The sequence below is a fragment of the Nocardia vulneris genome, assembly GCF_001613425.1.
In the GTDB taxonomy this organism is placed as follows: Bacteria; Actinomycetota; Actinomycetes; order Mycobacteriales; family Mycobacteriaceae; genus Nocardia; species Nocardia vulneris.
This window is the reverse complement of the sequence record NZ_BDCI01000007.1, coordinates 292798-309145: the sequence shown is the minus strand read 5'-3', so window position 1 is coordinate 309145 and position 16348 is coordinate 292798. Positions and strand designations below refer to the sequence as shown.

Sequence of the window (16348 nt, the reverse complement as noted above, 5' to 3'; positions counted from 1 at the left end):
GGGCACCCTGCCTTTCGGCAGCTGATCGGGGCCGTGCCCGCGTCGTGTGTGCACCCGATGCGGGCTGGAAAACCTCACTCCTGCACCAGGAACTGCGCCAGATGGCGGGCGGGGCGCCCGGCCAGTTGAGCCGCCTGGGTACGGCAGGAGAAGCCGTCGGCGAGGAACACCGTCTCCGTCGCCGCGGTCTGCAGGGCGGGCAGCAAGCCGTTCTCGGCCACCGCGACCGAAATGTCGTAATGGCCGCGTTGCATTCCGAAGTTTCCGGCCAGACCGCAACAGCCGGTGATTTCGGTCACGGTAATTCCCATTCTGGTTAACAGTTGGCGATCGGCGTCGAAACCGAGTACCGCGTGCTGGTGACAATGCGGCTGCACCACCACCGAATGGTCCGATCGGTGCGGCGGGCGCCAGTCCGGCTGGTCGGTCAGGAATTCGGCGAGCGTGCGCACCGCCCGTGCCGTCGGCGCCGCGCGTGGATCGTCCGGCAGCAGTTCGGGCAGGTCGGACCGCAGGACCGCGGTACACGAGGGCTCCAGGCCGAGCACGATGCCGCCGGCGCGGACGTGCTCGTCGAGCGCGTCCAGCGTGGCGCGTAACCGCGCCCGCGCGCCGTCCAGTTGCCCGGTGCTGATCCAGGTGAGCCCGCAGCACACCCGCCGGGCGGGAATGCGCACCCGATAGCCGAGCGAGTGCACCAAATGCGCTGCGGCCATGGCTATCTCGGGGTCGAACGCGTCGGTGAAGGTATCCACCCAGAGCATCACCTCGGGCCGTTGCGCTGCCGCGCCCGCGGTATCGGGATGTGCTTGCCCGGGCGCGGGAAGCTCGCCGCCGAGGTCGCGCCACTTGCGCCGGAAACTGCGGTCCGCCAGCCGGGGCACCGGCCTGCGTGGATCGATTCCCGCCGCGCGCAACCCGATTCGCCGCAGGGGACCGATCTCGGCGAGCGTGTTGGCGGCCCGCGGCACCCTGGTCGCCAGCGACAACCACCGCGGCAACCACCCGAGCGAATAGTGATCGATGGGGCGCGGCCGGCGCCGGTAGCGGCGATGCAGCGCCTCGGATTTATAGGTGGCGACGTCGACCCCGGCCGGACAGTCCGAGGCACAGGCCTTACAGGACAGGCACAGATCAAGGGATTCGGTCACCGCGTCGGACGACCACGTCAGCGCACCACGGGCCACCTCCTGCAATACCCGCGACCGGCCGCGGGTGCTGTCCTTCTCGTCCCTGGTGGCCAGATAGGACGGGCACATGAAGCCGCCGCTCGCGCGGGTGTCCGCGCGACACTTCCCGACGCCGACGCAGCGGTGCACCGCGGTACCCAGATCGCCGTCGTCGTGCGGGAACGCGAACCCGCCCGCGGCGGGCAGCAGCGGCAGCCCCGCCACCCGCAGATCGGCGTCGAGCGGTCGCGGCGCCACCAGCACACCGGGGTTGAGCACGTTGTCCGGATCGAAAAGTGCCTTGTACCCGGCGAATACGTCGAGCACCGGCCGGGAGTACATGAGCGCGAGCAACTCCGAGCGCGCGCGGCCGTCGCCGTGCTCGCCGGACAGCGAGCCGCCGTGACGCACCACCAGTTCCGCCGCGTCGAAGAGGAACCGCCGGAAACGTTGCGGGGCCTCGACGATCGGCAGGTCGAGGCGCACGTGAATGCATCCGTCGCCGATGTGGCCGTACAGCAACCCGTCCACCCCGTGGGCGCGCGTCAACTCGGCGAAATCCCGCAGGTAGGAGCCGAGCCGCTCCGGCGGCACCGCCGCGTCCTCCCAGCCGGGCCAGGCCGGATGTCCCTCCGGTGTGCGACCGGCCAGCCCCGCCCCGTCCGCGCGGATGTGCCACAGCGCCGCGGCCACCACCGGATCCGTGACGATGCGCGCGTCGACGGCCGCGACCGAGCGGCAGAGTCGGTCGGCCGCGGCCATGGCCTCGTCCCGGCTCTCGCCCGCGGTCTCGACGAACAGCCACCCGCCGCCGCGCGGTAGTTCGGGCACGGTACCGCGGTGCGCGCGGACCGCGTCGACCAGCCGGGCATCGATGCCCTCGACGGCGGTCGGTTCGCAGGCCATCACGGCGGCGACATCGTCTGCGGCAGTGGCGATGTCGGGGTAGCCGAGCACCGTCAGCACGGTCGCCCGCGGCAGCGCGACCAGCTCCACCGTCGCGTCGAGCAGCAGGCCGCAGGTGCCCTCCGACCCGACGAACGCCTTCGCGACCGACGAACCCCGTTCGGGCAGTAGATGTTCGAGTCCGTATCCCGACGCCTGCCGATCGAAGCGGCCCAGGTCGGTGCGCAGTACCGCGAGGTTCGCCGCGGTGAATTCGGTCAGCCCCGGCAGTACGGACAGCTCGTGCCCGAGCCGCCGCTCGGCGCCGGTGCCGTCGAGAATTCGCAGTTCCCGCACCGTATCCGAGGTGCGTCCCCAGGCCACCGCGCGCGGGCCGCAGGCGTTGTTGCCGATCATCCCGCCGAGGGTGCACCGGTTCTGCGTGGACGGGTCGGGGCCGAACCGCAGCCCGTATTGCTTTGCCGCGCTCTGTAGTTGCGCCAGCACCACGCCGGGCTGTACCCGGGCGGTGCGGGTCTGCGGATCGAGCTCGACGATCTGGTGCATGTGCCTGCTGAAATCCAGCACCAATCCGGGGCCGATCGCATTGCCCGCCACCGAGGTGCCGCCGCCGCGCGCCGTCACCGGCAGCCCTTCGTCGCGGGCGAACTCCAGTGTGGTCCGCACGTCCTCGTCGCCACGCGGAAAGATCACCGCCCGCGGCGGCACCCGATAGTTCGACGCGTCCGACGAATACTCCGCCCGTCGCCGCTGCGACGTATCGATCTCACCCGTGAGTCGCCCCCGCAACGCCGCCAGCACCCGGTCCTCGGTCACCACGCCAGCCTAGGCGCGGCCCGGCGACCCGCGCTCGCCGCGCGGCGAGCCGCAGCAGCGCGGTTTCGCTGTGCGCAGAAGAAATGCCCGCGGGGATGGGCTTGTGCTCAACCTTTGTTGAGGTCTTAGTGTCGGTGCCGAGGGCTTGAATGGGTGGGGAGTGAAAGGACTGAGCAGGTGAGTATCGAATCGGTGGCGTGGAGCCAGATGTACCGGCGGGCGAACGCGCCGGAAGAGCAGCGGCCGTTCCGCCTGGCCACCGCGCGCCGCATTCTCCGGTTCGCCGGCCCGCATCGGCGGCGCATCGGCGCGTTCCTGCTGTTCAGCGTGCTCGCCGCGCTGCTCGGCGTGGCGACACCGGTGCTGGCCGGGCGGGTGGTCAACGACATCGTGGACGGGGCCGCGCCGCGTGTGGTGGTGACCCTGGCCGTCGTGATCGGACTGATCGCCGTGGTCGATGCCGTGCTCGGCGTGCTGATCCGATGGTTGTCCTCGCGCATCGGCGAGGGCCTGATCCTGGACCTGCGGACCGCGGTGTTCGATCACGTACAGCGGATGCCGGTCGCGTTCTTCACCCGGACCAGGACCGGCGCACTGGTCAGCCGGTTGAACAACGACGTCATCGGCGCGCAGCGCGCGTTCAGTGACACGCTGTCCGGTGTCGTCACGAACCTGGTGACTTTGGCGCTCACGCTCGCGGTGATGGTGCGGATCTCGTGGCAGATCACCCTGCTGGCCCTGGTCCTGCTGCCGGTCTTCGTGGTGCCCGCGCGCCGGATGGGCAATCGGCTGGCCGGCCTGCAACGCGAGGCGGCGGGTCTCAACGCGGCCATGAGCACCCAGATGACCGAGCGGTTCTCCGCGCCGGGTGCGACGCTGGTGAAACTGTTCGGCCGGCCGCGGCAGGAGTCCGACGAGTTCGAGCTGCGCGCCCGCCGGGTCCGCGATATCGGCGTCCGGACCGCGATGTTGCAGACCGTGTTCGTCACCTCGCTGACCCTGGTGTCGGCGCTCGCGCTCGCCCTGGTCTACGGCCTCGGCGGGTGGTACGCGCTGCGCGGCCAACTGGACGCGGGTGCGGTCGTCTCGCTGTCGCTGCTGCTCACCCGGCTCTACACCCCGCTGACCGCGCTGGCCAGCGCCCGGATGGAGATCATGGCCGCGCTGGTGAGCTTCGAGCGGGTGTTCGAGGTGCTGGACCTGAAGCCGCTCATCGAGGACGCACCCGATGCGGTCGCGGTGCCCGGCGGGCCGGTCGCGGTGGAGCTGGACGATGTCACCTTCGGCTACCCCGCCGCCGACAAGGTCTCGCTCGCCTCGCTGGAAGACGTGGCGACGTTGGACACCCGCGGCGGGGTCGACGTGCTGCACAATGTCTCGCTGCGCGCCGAACCCGGCCAGCTCGTCGCGCTGGTCGGCTCGTCGGGCGCGGGCAAATCCACGGTCGCGCAGCTGGTTTCGCGACTGTACGACGTGGACAGCGGCGCGGTGCGGCTGAACGGCACCGACGTCCGGGACCTGAGCACCACCTCGCTGCGCGACACGGTCGGCCTGGTGACCCAGGACGGGCACCTGTTCCACACCACGATCCGCGCGAATCTGGCGCTGGCCCGCCCCGAGGCGACCACGGACGAACTCTGGGATGCCTTGCAGCGCGCCCGGTTACGCGACCTGGTCGAATCGCTGCCCGACGGGCTCGACACCGTGGTCGGCGAGCGGGGTTACCGCCTCTCCGGCGGCGAACGGCAGCGCCTGACCATCGCCCGCCTGCTGTTGAAGCAGCCACGCGTCGTCATCCTGGACGAGGCGACCGCCTCGCTCGACTCCACCTCCGAAGCCGCCGTGCAGGCGGCGCTCTCGGAGGCCCTGACGGGCCGGACCGCGCTGGTCATCGCGCATCGGTTGTCCACCATCCGCGCCGCCGATCAGATCCTGGTGCTGGAGGACGGCCGAATCATCGAGCGCGGCAACCACACCGAGCTGCTGGCCGCCGAGGGACGGTACGCCGAGCTGTACCGGACCCAGTTCGCCGACGAACCGGCGACCGTCGCGGCCTGACGGGTTCGGCCCCGATGCCTGAGGGGTCATCGGGGCCGAATGCCGTCGGTGCTATTTCGCCGCCGCGCTGTCGGCGGAGCAGTCCACGTCGGCGTCGGGCAGTGCGCCTTCGGCGAGGTAGGTGTTGATCGCGTCGTTCACGCACCTGCTCAGGTCCGGCCGAAAAGTCAGGTGGATACGCACATCTCGCAGCGTGACCAACTTCGACGCGCTCAGCTGCCGATGCAGCCGCAGCGCGTGCTGGTACGGCGTGCGCGGGTCGCCGGTCGATTGCACGATCAGCGCGGGCACCGCATTACGCACCACCGTCGGGGCCTCCACCGGTCCCGGCCAGAACGCGCACGGTTGAATATTGCCCGCCATCGCGCCGAAAACCGGCTGGGTGGCCCGGGTTTCCTCGATCGTGTGCCAGTACCAGCCCGGATCCCGCGGCACACCCGCGTCCCCGCAGGCGATCTGGGCCAGCGTCGAATTCTCGCCGTCGCGCAGCGCGGTCAGGATCGCGGCGAGCCGGGGCGTGCGGGCCTTGGCCGGTGGGCCGCCCGCCGCGTCGGCGATCTCCCGGATGGTCTGGGCCAGTGCGTCGTTCAACCGGAAGTTCATCAGCATCCCGTGCAGCACGAACGGCAGCCAGTGGTCGTCGACGGCGAAATCGTCGATGACGATCGGCTGTCGGGCGGCCGTGCGGATCAGCTGCTCGACCGTCGCCCGCACCTGCTGCGGCGTACCGCCGAACCGGTATGTCTCGTCTTTCGTCGCGGCCCAGGCTGCCCAGTCGTCCAAGGCGCGCTCGTCCGCCGGTCCCCAATCCTGCACCAGCCCCGCCCAATACCGGTCCGGGTCGATGGCGCTGTCCAGCACGATCCGCCCGCTGCGGTCCGGAAACAGCTGCGTGAACACCGCGCCCAGGTAGGTGCCGTAGGACGTGCCGTAGTAGTCGAGCGTCGGCTCGCCGAGGACGCCGCGCACGACGTCCATGTCCCGGGCGGTGTTGCGGGTGGTGAACTGCCGCATCATCTCCGGGTCGTGCACCAGGCAACCGGCGGCCATGCCCGCGGACTGCACCGTGTCGTGCACGAAGCCGGACAGATCCAGGCCCGCCGACCGGACCATCTCACCGACCGGCCACCCGCAGCGCTTGCTGCGCCCGGATTCGCCGACGCCGCGTGGATCCATCCCGATCAGATCGTGCGTGGCCAGCACGTCCGGGGACAGCACGTCGCCGAGCAGATCGATGCTGTCCAGGCCTTCGGCACCGGGCCCGCCCGGGTTCGCCAGCAGAATCCCCTGCCGCCGGGCGGGTTCGGCCGCCCCGACCCGGGATATCGCCACCGTCATGGTGCGGCCGTCGAGCTTGCCGTAGTCCAGCGGTACCAGCACGTCCGCGCACTCGCCGCCTGCTTTGTCCAGATTGTCGATGCCGCAAGGTTTCCAGGCGAGCTGCTGACGATAGAACCGCTCCATGCCGCCGGGCGCCGGGTCCGCGCCTGGCGCGGCGCTGCCGTACCCGGCGACCGGCACCGTGGCCAGCAGTGACACCGTCAAGACCGCCAACGAACGCCGGAACAGTCGCACCACCACCAGAGTTCGCCTCTCCCGCACACACCTCATCGCGCAGGCAACGGTAACGGATCGGCGCGGGTTCGGCTCAGATCGCGCAGGCGCGCAGCGGGCTCAGCAGGGCAGCGGGTTCAGCAGGGCAGCGGGTTCAGCAGGGCAGCGGGTTCAGTAGGGCAGCGGGTTCAGCAGGGCAGCGCGCGCTCGTCCAGCACGCAGCGGCCCTCCTCGACCAGCGTGGTGCGGGCGCGCCGCCGCACGCGGCAGCGGTCCACGGTGCAGTCGAGATGCAATTGCATTGCCGCGTGGGCTTGTTCGACCGTCATGATGCCGGGGTCGGCGCCGCAGGCCAGCATCGCCGCCACATGCATGTTCAGGTTGGTGAGCTGCATCAGGCGACTCCCGCCGGCTGGGCCGTGGCTCGCCACCGATGTCGAGAAGGAACCGGATGCTCGGTTTCCCAGGATGATTGCCGCACCGCCATGCCGACCGCCTCCAGCGCGGTGAGCCCGACCTCGTCGGCGAGCTCGCCGACCACGTCCAGCAGGGCCGGCACCACTTCGGCAACCCGCAGCGCGGCTACGGCCTGCGCACACGTCAGCGTGCGACCGGGCAGGTAGGACACCACCCAGCTGCCGTCTCCGACGCTGCGTGCTCGGTGCGTAGTGAGATCGCTGGTCATCAAGGACGACGCAATGACATGTACAGCCATGACTCCTCGTTCCTGCGGGCGACTCCTGGTGAGTGCTCGGACAACGCCGGGCATACTTCCAGCACACCATTGCCGGGGAGGTGAAACAACGCCCGCGATGGATATCCAAAAATTTCGCGCGAATTCCCAGCACGAAAACCAGCCGGGAGGGCAGGATTCTCCATAGTGGACGAAAGAGCCCGCTGCCCAAGCGAAGTGACGGGGAACCGAGCTTGCTGGTTGCCCCCGCCTGTCCGCGGGTGAGCAGCCGAACACAGAACGGAGCGTGCTGTGTCAGCGAGTTCGGCAAGAGCGTCAACGAGTTCGGAACGAGTATCCGGAAATCACGACAGACCGTCCGGTACCGAGAGCGCTTCCTCTACCCTACCGCGCCGGCAGCTGGGCCGGTACCTGCGAGATTGGCGCACCCAGGCGGGTCTCACCATCGCCGAGGCCTCGCGGCTGATGGAGTGGGGCGCAAGCACTTTGCAGCGGTTGGAGAAGGGACAGGCCGACCGCATCCGCACCATCGATATCCAAGAGCTGTGCCGCATCTACGGCATCCCGGACGCGCTGGCCGACGGTCTCAAGGGCCTGGCTCAGCAGGCCGCGGTCAAGAGCTGGTGGCATGCCTACGGTGACCTGATACCCGAAAACTTCGACGTCTACGTGGGTTTGGAGGCATCGGCCCAGCAACTCAGTTCCTACCAATCGGAACTGGTACTGGGGCTGCTGCAAACCGCGGACTACGCAAAGGCTCTGCATCGTCTCGGCTATCCGGGGGATTCCGAGGCGGAACTGGAACGCCGGGTGCAATTGCGGTTACAGCGCCAGGCCCTCATCTCGCGGCGGGCCTCCCCCGCGACCGTTGCCGTGGTGTTGCACGAGTCGGTCTTGCGCCGCGTGGTTGGTGGCGCCAAAGTGATGGCGGCGCAGCTACGACATCTTGCGGATTTGAGTACCAACGACAATGTTGCTGTGCGTATCCTGCCGTTCGCGGCCGGCATTCCGCTCGGAGATTCCACGGGGCCTTTCACCGTGCTCGAGTTCGGCACAGATAGCAAGGGACATCCAGTAGAGCCCCCAGTTGTGTATGTAGAAGGTTTCACCGGGGATCTCTACCTCGAAAGACCGGTCGACGTGCAGCGGTACCATCGGGCACACGCGTGCCTCCAGCGCGCCGCGCTGGATATTCAAACCAGTAGACATCTGCTCCGGCAGGTAGCGAAGGAGTTTGCGGCATGAGTATCGATCTGGCTGGGGCGCAGTGGTTTACGAGCACCCGCAGTGGTAGCAAGGATTGTGTCGAGGTGGCCTTCCTCGACGGCGGACAGGTCGGTGTGCGCGACAGCAAGAATCCCGGCGGACCGGCCCTGGTTTTCACCCCCGCGGAATGGGACATATTCACCTCCGGTGTGGCCGGTGGCGAATTCACCCGCGCCTGAGCGCGTGGCGCTGATCAAGGAGTTCGACTCGTGAGTGTCAACAGTGGTGCGAATGTCGACCTGTCCGGCGCGACCTGGCGCACGGCGGGCGAAACGGCGGGTAACGACAGCGTCGAGGTGGCGCTGCTGGCCGAGGGACACGTCGCCCTGCGCGACGGCAAGAACCCGGACGGGCCCGTGCTGGTCTTCACACCCGCCGAGTGGGCGGCGTTCACGGCGGGCGTACAGGACGGCGAGTTCGACCGGCCCCAGTAGCCACGAGAGGACAGCCCGGCCGCGGCGGATGCGGACCGGGCTCGTCGGCGCGCCGTAGTCGAGCGTTTCGCTTGGATAACATTTGGGTAGCCCATGCTTTATGGACCGTGGGTTGAAGAACTCCCACTCCCCGTACAAGAAATTGCGTCCGGGCGATTGGGTGGAATGGCTGATCGTCACGTTGCTGTTCGCGGTGACATCGATCGGCGTCTTCCTCCTCACCGGTTCACTGGTGCAGGCGCTGCTGGTCGGGGCGCTGGTATGGGTGGTAGCCCTCGGCGTGGTCGCGATCTTGTAGCAGGTGGCCCGGAAATAGCACTGCGCACCGGCCGAGAATCTCTCGGCCGGTGCGCATCCGGGTGATTCAGCGCATCCGGGTGATTCAGCGACGGAACAGCTTGTTGCCCAACCACACCAGCGGATCGTATTTCCGGTCGGCCACGCGCTCTTTCATCGGGATCAACGCGTTGTCGGTGATCTTGATATGTTCCGGGCAGACCTCGGTACAGCATTTGGTGATATTGCAGAGGCCGAGGCCCTGCTCGTCCTGCGCCAGGTTGCGCCGGTCGCCGACGTCGAGCGGATGCATCTCCAGCTCGGCGATCCGCATCAGGAACCGCGGCCCGGCGAACGACTTCTTGTTCTCCTCGTGGTCACGCACCACATGGCAGGTGTTCTGGCACAAGAAGCATTCGATGCACTTGCGGAACTCCTGCGAGCGCTCGACGTCGACCTGCTTCATCCGGTAGTCGCCCGGCTTCAGATCAGCGGGCGGGGTGAACGACGGAATCTCGCGCGCCTTCTGGTAATTGAAGGAGACGTCGGTGACCAGATCCTTGATCACCGGGAAGGTACGCATCGGGGTCACCGTGATGACCTCGGCCTCGGTGAAGGTGGACATCCGGGTCATGCACAGCAGTCGCGGCCGCCCGTTCACCTCGGCCGAGCACGATCCGCATTTGCCCGCCTTGCAGTTCCAGCGCACGGCCAGATCGGGGGCCTGCGTCGCCTGCAGCCGGTGGATGATGTCGAGCACCACCTCGCCCTCGTTCACCGCCACGGTGAAGTCGTGCAGTTCGCCGCCCTCGAGATCGCCGCGCCATACGCGGAATTTGGCGTCGTAACCCATCGCTACGCCTCTCGCTCTGTCGAATTCCCGACTGTCGTCGGGTGCCCGGCGAGTTCGGCCGGGGTGTAGTACTTTTCGAGCTCGCCGAGATCGAAAAGGGCGAGCAGCTCCGGCCGCATCGGAACCTGGTCCTTCGGCGTCACTGTGACGTCGGGGATGGCCTGGCCCGCCGTGCTCTGATCCACCGAGCAGACCAGCAGCTTGTTCCGCCAGTCGGCATCCATCGAGGGATGATCGTCGCGGGTGTGCCCGCCGCGGCTCTCGGTGCGCAGCAGCGCCGCCTTCGCCACGCACTCGCTGACCAGCAGCATGTTCTCCAGGTCGAGCGCGAGGTGCCAGCCTGGGTTGAACTGGCGGTGCCCCTCCACGGTGACCTGCTGGAACCGGGCGCGCAGCTCGTCGAGCTTGGTGAGCGCCTCGCGCACCTCGTGTTCCTTGCGGATGATGCCGACCAGGTCGTTCATCGTCTGCTGCAGATCGGTGTGCAGGGTGTAGGGGTTCTCGCCCGCGCCCTCGGCCGGCGGATCGAACGGTGCCAGCGCCACTTTCGCCGCCGCGCTGATATCGGCATCCGAGACCGCGGGACGTTCGGTGAGCTGCTCGACGTAGGCGGCCGCGCCCAGACCGGCCCGGCGGCCGAACACCAGCAGATCCGACAGCGAGTTGCCGCCCAACCGGTTGGAGCCGTGCATGCCGCCGGAACATTCACCGGCCGCGAACAACCCCGGCACCGTCGCCGCGCCCGTATCGGGATCGACCTCGACGCCGCCCATCACGTAGTGACAGGTCGGGCCGACCTCCATCGGCTCCTTCGTGATGTCCACGTCGGCAAGCTCTTTGAACTGGTGGTGCATGGAGGGCAGCCGCCGCACGATCTCCTCGGCGGGCATCCGCGAGGCGATATCGAGGAACACGCCGCCGTGCGGGGTACCGCGTCCGGCCTTGACCTCCTCGTTGATCGCCCGTGCGACCTCGTCGCGGGGCAGCAGGTCGGGCGTGCGGCGCGCGGAATCGTTGTCGCGCAACCACTGATCGGCTTCTTCCTCGGTCTCGGCGTACTGCCCCTTGAAGACCGGCGGGATGTAGTCGAACATGAACCGCTTGCCTTCGGTGTTCTTGAGCACCCCGCCGTCGCCGCGCACACCCTCGGTGACCAGGATGCCCTTGACGCTCGGCGGCCAGACCATGCCGGTCGGGTGGAACTGCAGGAACTCCATGTTGATCAGCGTCGCCCCGGCACGCAGCGCGAGCGCGTGGCCGTCGCCGGTGTACTCCCACGAGTTCGAGGTCACCTTGTACGACTTGCCGATGCCGCCGGTCGCCAAAACCACTGCGGGCGTTTCGAACAGGATGAAGCGGCCGGATTCGCGCCAGTAGCCGAACGCGCCCGAGATGCGGTCGCCGTCCTTGAGGAGTTCGGTGATCGTGCACTCGGAGAAGACCTTGATCCGCGCCTCGTAGTCGCCGGTCGCCGCGAAGTCCTCCTGCTGCAGCGAGACGATCTTCTGCTGCATGGTGCGGATGATCTCCAGGCCGGTCCGGTCGCCCACGTGCGCCAGCCGCGGGTAGGTGTGGCCACCGAAGTTGCGCTGGCTGATCCGGCCGTCGGCGGTCCGATCGAACAGCGCCCCATAGGTTTCCAGCTCCCATACCCGGTCGGGCGCCTCCTGGGCATGCAGTTCGGCCATGCGCCAGTTGTTCAGGAACTTGCCGCCGCGCATCGTGTCCTTGAAATGGGTCTGCCAGTTGTCCTTCTCGTTGGCATTACCCATCGACGCGGCGCAGCCGCCTTCGGCCATCACGGTGTGCGCCTTGCCGAACAAGGATTTGCACACCACCGCGACGGAATGGCCGTGTTCTCTGGCCTCGATCACCGCGCGCAATCCGGCGCCACCGGCGCCGATCACGACGACGTCGTACTTGTGCCGTTCCACTTCTGGCATGGCCGCGAATACTCCTGGGGTTGAGGCGGATCAGTTGATGAACCGCAAGTCCGAAATCGTCTTGCTGGCCACCAACATGACGTAGAAGTCGGTCAGCACGAGGGTGCCGAGCGTGGTCCAGGCCAGCGCCATGTGCCGGGTGTTCAATTTGGAGACCTGGGTCCAGAACCAGTAGCGCACCGGATGCGCGGAGAAGTTCTTGAGCCGACCGCCCGCGATATGCCGGCAGGAATGGCAGGACAGGGTGTAAGCCCACAGCAGGATCACGTTGACCCACAGCACGATATTGCCGAGGCCGAAACCGAAACCGCCGTCCTTGCCGTGGAACGCGACCGCCGCGTCATAGGTGTTGATCACCGAAACGAGCAGCGCCACATAGAAGAAGTAGCGGTGCGCGTTCTGGATGATCAGCGGCAGCCGGGTCTCGCCGGTGTACTTGGCGTGCGGCTCGGCGACCGCGCAGGCGGGCGGGGAGAACCACACGGCCCGGTAGTAGGCCTTGCGGTAGTAATAGCAGGTCAAACGGAAGCCGAGCAGGAACGGCAGCACGACGAAGCCCAGCGGCAGGATCGCGGGCAGGTCGCCGAACGGCGTGCCGAAGTGACTGGACCCCTCGACGCACGAGGTGCTCAGGCACGGAGAATAGAACGGCGTCAGGTAGTGGTAGTCCGGTACCCAATATGCCGTTCGCACATAGGATCTGATCGTCGCGTAGATGACGAACGCGCCGAGCCCGAGCACCGTGATCAACGGTGGTACCCACCATCGATCGGTACGCAACGTGCGCTCGGAGATTCGGGCCCTGGTCTTGCTGAAGACGCCGGTCCCCGTCTCCGGGGTGGCGGTCGGTGCGGCACTCACAGGTGGATGCCTCGCTCTGCTGTGCGGGGGGATCGATTCCCTCTGCAATCGAATGTGATGCCCAGCACCATACGACACCCCTGCTATCGCTCGAGCGGGGTCCCGGCATTCCGGACCCGCCGGGATGCCCGTGATTTGCGCCACATTCCATGTCGCTTCAACAGACAGCGCAGAGCGGTGAACGGACCGCAAACACTTCGAACTCGACTAAAACGGAACATGATTCGAGCAAGGTCGCCCGGAACAAAACCGCGGGTTGAAATCACGACGCGCCGATCGTCACACGGCGGCAACAAATCTGTGGTCACCTTTCCCGAGATGTACCCGCTGACGTGCACCGATGGGCACGGCAGCGGCCGCGTCCAGCTCGACCGGCGGTGCCGGTGGGTGCGGACGCGGCGGGGGAAGGAGAGCCAGGTGAGAAGAGCCGCGATCGTCGCGCCGGTCCGCACGCCGAGCGGGATCGAAGGAGGCGCACTGGCCGGGATGCCGCCGGAATGGCTGGCCTCGACCGTGCTCGCCGCGGTGGTCGAACGTTCCGGCATCGACCCGGCCCGGGTCGAAGATGTCGCGCTGGCCTGCGTCGACGGCGGCCTGTCCGCGGGCTCCGAACTGAGCAGAGCGGCCGCGCGGGGTGCGGGTCTACCGTGGGCCGTGCCCGGTTTTCTCACCGATCGGCGCTGCGGCAGCGGCCTGCAGGCGGTGCTCACGGCGGCGATGATGGTGCAGACCGGCGCCGCCGACGTGGTGGTGGCGGGCGGTGTGGAATGCGCCCCGGCGGTCGACGCTCGCCCCGGCGTGCCGGTCGACGCCGCTGTGCTGGCGAACGCCGAGGACTTGGCGCGCTACTACGGCATCGGCCGGGCCGACGCCGATGAGTTCGCGGTGGCCAGTCACCGCAAGGCGGCGCGTGCCTGGCGGCAGGGAAAATTCGCCGCCGAGGTGATCCCGGTCGGGGTGCTCGAGGAGCCGGGCCCCGGGCTGCGCGGGCCCGATCGAGGCGGCGAAGACACTGGGGGACACCGGATCCTGCGCGATGAGGGGGTCGACGACGAGGTCTCCACCTACACCTTGGCGGCGCTGCGCCCGTTGCGCTCGGACGGTGTGGTGACCACGGGCAACATGAGCGCACACCGGCGCGGCGCGGCCGCCTGCCTGGTGGTGGCCGAGGATCGGCTCGTGGATCTCGGGCTGTCGCCGACGGCCTATCTGGTCGGCTGGGCCGCGGCCGGAAGTGATTCGGGCCCAGCGACTCTCGGTGCCGCGCCGGCGGTGGCCAAGCTGCTCGGGCGCACCGGACTGCGGCTCGACGACCTCGATCTGGTCGAGGTGGACGAGGGGTTCGCGGTGCAGGTGCTGGCGTTGACGCGGGCCTGGGATTTCGATCCGCGGGAACGGCTCAACGTGAACGGTTCGACCATCGCGCTCGGGCATCCGGTCGGCGCGACCGGCCTGCGCATCATGACCACGATGCTGCACGAACTCGCCCGGACCAACGGCAGTTACGGACTGGAGGCCATCGCGCTCGGCCATGACCATGGCATTGCGGCCCTGTTCGAATCGGCCGGATCCACCCCGGTGCCGGACGTCCCCCGCGGTGCCCGGTTCCACGGCGCGCGACCGAATCGACGCTTCGGTCGGCACCGGGCCTGAGCACACCGCACATCGCGGGCCCACCGGCACGGAACGGGCCCGCGAAGTACCTGTCGGGACCTACTTGGTGCGCGGCCGGGAGTGGAAGCCCAGGCCCTCGTCCTGTGCGCCCATCCAGGCGGCCTCGTCGGACTTGCTGTCCGGGACGTAGATGGTGTCCTGCGGACGGCGCTTCACCTCCGGCGGCGGGGCCTGCTCGATCTCGTCGGCGTCGATGACGAGCCGTTCGAGGTCGTTCTCCAACCGGCGCACCATGTTCGCGTCGCCATAGTGCGTCCGCAGTGCGCCGATGGATTGCCGGAGCTGGCCGACCGCATAGCGGAGTTCCGCGATTTCGCTGCGTGTCATCGATACCTCCTGTGTTCCTGGCGGCACATGCGAACTCGGTGGGTAGCGGTTCGTTCCATGGTCTGCCAGGAAACGCGCGTCACCAAGTCGTGTGACTCACCACACAACGTGATCTCTAACACAGTACAGAAGGAATCGATTTCTGGCTCGTCGAGCAGCGATCTTCGGTAGTTCGCCCAAAAGTTGCCCGTGACCGGCCGTCGGCGCTGGTGCGAAACGCCGACGGCCGGCGCGTCAGCCGGCGACCGCGTATTCCGGACCCTGCCCGCGCAGGGTGCCGACGACCTGGTCGACCAGTCCGGCGAGCGACAGCGCCACCTCCTCGGCGCGTTCGAAGATCACGCTGTGTCCCGCGCCCTCCAGCGGCACGAGCTGCGATCCCGCCAGCTGTGACGCGAGCACCACCGAGTGCGCGAACGGCACCACGATGTCCGCGGTGCCCGCGAGCACCAGCGCGGGGATGCTGCCGAGCCGATGCAGAGTCGCCGTCTCGTCGAAGGTCATCAGCGAGGCGAGGAAACTCGACATGGTCAGCAGCGGGGTCTCGTTCAGCATCGCGGTCGCGACCGCGACCATGCGCGGATTGACCCGCCTGGTGCCGGAATTCGCCGCGCGCATGATCGGCTCGAAGATCCGGCGCGACATCCGCTTGGAGCCCTGCATCACGCGGGGCGCGCGCACCACCGCCACCTGCAGCGAGCGCACCGCGCGTCGTTTCAGGAAGCGGCCGAGGCCGACCTCGGTGAGGCCGTTGGCGGCGCCGGCGATCAAGCCGACACCGACGATGCGGGTGCCGATGGTCTCCGGGAAGAGCCGGGCGTAGGCCAGCACCACCATCGCGCCCATCGAATGCCCGACCAGCACGACCGGCCCGGTCGGTGCGACGGTGCGCAGCACGGTGTCGAGGTCGTGCCCGAGTTGGTCGATGGTGTAGGTCGAGGGGTGGGCCTCGCCGGATTCGCCGTGCCCGCGATGGTCGTAGAACACCATCCTGGTGTCGGCGTCCGCCCAGCGGCGCAGCAGGTGATCGCGCAGGAAGGACCAGGATTCGGTGCGTAAGCAGTGCCCGTGCGCGAACACGACGGTCACCGTCGCGGTATCGCCGCCGAACACGCGGACCGACAGCGGGACACCGTCCGTAGCCGTCACCGTGACACGGTGACCTTCGTAGTCGGCAGCGCAGCGCGAAATAGTCATGGACATGACGACCTCCTGTGGAGGGTGCATCCAAGCGGATCGTTCTTGCCCGGTTGTCGATAGATATTTCCGCCCCGTTACCCCCACATACCAGGCGTTACGCACAAGTTGTCCAACTGAAGCCGACACGTACCCCCACCCCCTACCCCTCCCCCCACCTCCAAGATCTACACATCTATAGTCCCAGAACTAGATTGCGATAGAGAGTCATGCGTACGTCGCTCAGTGGGTCTCGGGGTATCGAGGCGATTTCCTAGAGGGGCCTAGATTTTGCCATCGAGCGCCGGCCGACAAGTTCAGGTGAATCTATTGATATCTAG

15 protein-coding genes are annotated in these 16348 nt (G+C 67.9%); 6 read left to right on the top strand and 9 right to left on the bottom strand.

The annotated features are described in order from the left end of the window. Positions 1-74 precede the first annotated feature (74 nt). Positions 75-2894 (bottom strand): FAD-binding and (Fe-S)-binding domain-containing protein, encoded by a 2820-nt coding sequence (locus NVU01S_RS10685; RefSeq protein WP_043677054.1) that lies wholly within the window; start codon positions 2892-2894, stop codon positions 75-77. Between the two features lie 174 nt (positions 2895-3068). On the opposite strand from NVU01S_RS10685, the gene NVU01S_RS10680 reads away from it, so the two are divergent. Then, entirely contained in the window at positions 3069-4949 is a 1881-nt protein-coding gene (locus NVU01S_RS10680) for an ABC transporter ATP-binding protein (protein WP_043677057.1), read from the top strand. A 51-nt stretch (positions 4950-5000) separates the two neighbouring features. Here NVU01S_RS10680 and NVU01S_RS10675 read toward each other — a convergent pair whose 3' ends face one another. The 3 genes from NVU01S_RS10675 to NVU01S_RS10665 form a co-directional block, all read right to left on the bottom strand. After that, positions 5001-6530 carry an alpha/beta hydrolase gene (locus tag NVU01S_RS10675; RefSeq protein WP_167829425.1) on the bottom strand — a complete coding sequence of 510 codons (1530 nt, stop codon included), beginning with the start codon at positions 6528-6530 and terminating at the stop codon, positions 5001-5003. Positions 6531-6691: 161 nt separating this feature from the next. Then, entirely contained in the window at positions 6692-6898 is a 207-nt protein-coding gene (locus tag NVU01S_RS10670) for a hypothetical protein (RefSeq protein ID WP_014989146.1), read from the bottom strand. Then, positions 6898-7218 carry a hypothetical protein gene (locus NVU01S_RS10665; protein WP_043664273.1) on the bottom strand — a complete coding sequence of 107 codons (321 nt, stop codon included), beginning with the start codon at positions 7216-7218 and terminating at the stop codon, positions 6898-6900. Before NVU01S_RS10665 ends, NVU01S_RS10670 begins: the two co-directional genes overlap by 1 nt. 378 nt (positions 7219-7596) lie before the next feature. Here NVU01S_RS10665 and NVU01S_RS10660 point away from each other — a divergent pair, with 378 nt between their 5' ends. From NVU01S_RS10660 to NVU01S_RS10645, 4 genes are all read left to right on the top strand, one after another. Continuing rightward, positions 7597-8442, top strand: coding sequence for a helix-turn-helix domain-containing protein (locus NVU01S_RS10660; protein WP_043664377.1), 846 nt, complete (start codon positions 7597-7599; stop codon positions 8440-8442). Next, positions 8439-8642 (top strand): DUF397 domain-containing protein, encoded by a 204-nt coding sequence (locus tag NVU01S_RS10655; RefSeq protein WP_041563211.1) that lies wholly within the window; start codon positions 8439-8441, stop codon positions 8640-8642. Before NVU01S_RS10660 ends, NVU01S_RS10655 begins: the two co-directional genes overlap by 4 nt. Positions 8643-8672: 30 nt before the next feature. After that, positions 8673-8897 (top strand): DUF397 domain-containing protein, encoded by a 225-nt coding sequence (locus NVU01S_RS10650; protein ID WP_014989142.1) that lies wholly within the window; start codon positions 8673-8675, stop codon positions 8895-8897. A 112-nt stretch (positions 8898-9009) separates the two neighbouring features. After that, positions 9010-9195: a hypothetical protein gene (locus NVU01S_RS10645; RefSeq protein ID WP_226887113.1), complete on the top strand. Its 186-nt coding sequence runs from the start codon at positions 9010-9012 to the stop codon at positions 9193-9195. Between the two features lie 84 nt (positions 9196-9279). Here the strand turns inward: NVU01S_RS10645 and NVU01S_RS10640 are convergent, their stop codons facing one another. From NVU01S_RS10640 to sdhC, 3 genes are read right to left on the bottom strand one after another with little or no spacing between them, the layout of a single operon-like run. After that, entirely contained in the window at positions 9280-10026 is a 747-nt protein-coding gene (locus tag NVU01S_RS10640; RefSeq protein WP_029903515.1) for a succinate dehydrogenase/fumarate reductase iron-sulfur subunit, read from the bottom strand. 2 nt (positions 10027-10028) lie between these two features. Next, positions 10029-11969: a fumarate reductase/succinate dehydrogenase flavoprotein subunit gene (locus tag NVU01S_RS10635; protein WP_043664269.1), complete on the bottom strand. Its 1941-nt coding sequence runs from the start codon at positions 11967-11969 to the stop codon at positions 10029-10031. Between the two features lie 30 nt (positions 11970-11999). Next, positions 12000-12830, bottom strand: a complete 831-nt coding sequence (gene sdhC / locus NVU01S_RS10630; protein WP_014989138.1) for a succinate dehydrogenase subunit SdhC — start codon at positions 12828-12830, stop codon at positions 12000-12002. Positions 12831-13247: 417 nt separating this feature from the next. Here sdhC and NVU01S_RS10625 point away from each other — a divergent pair, with 417 nt between their 5' ends. Then, entirely contained in the window at positions 13248-14483 is a 1236-nt protein-coding gene (locus NVU01S_RS10625) for an acetyl-CoA C-acyltransferase (protein WP_082031820.1), read from the top strand. 60 nt (positions 14484-14543) lie between these two features. On the opposite strand, the gene NVU01S_RS10620 is transcribed toward NVU01S_RS10625, so the two are convergent. Next, entirely contained in the window at positions 14544-14831 is a 288-nt protein-coding gene (locus NVU01S_RS10620; RefSeq protein WP_029903518.1) for an Rv0250c family protein, read from the bottom strand. Between the two features lie 234 nt (positions 14832-15065). Further along, positions 15066-16028: an alpha/beta fold hydrolase gene (locus tag NVU01S_RS10615; protein WP_043664371.1), complete on the bottom strand. Its 963-nt coding sequence runs from the start codon at positions 16026-16028 to the stop codon at positions 15066-15068. Positions 16029-16348: the final 320 nt, after the last annotated feature.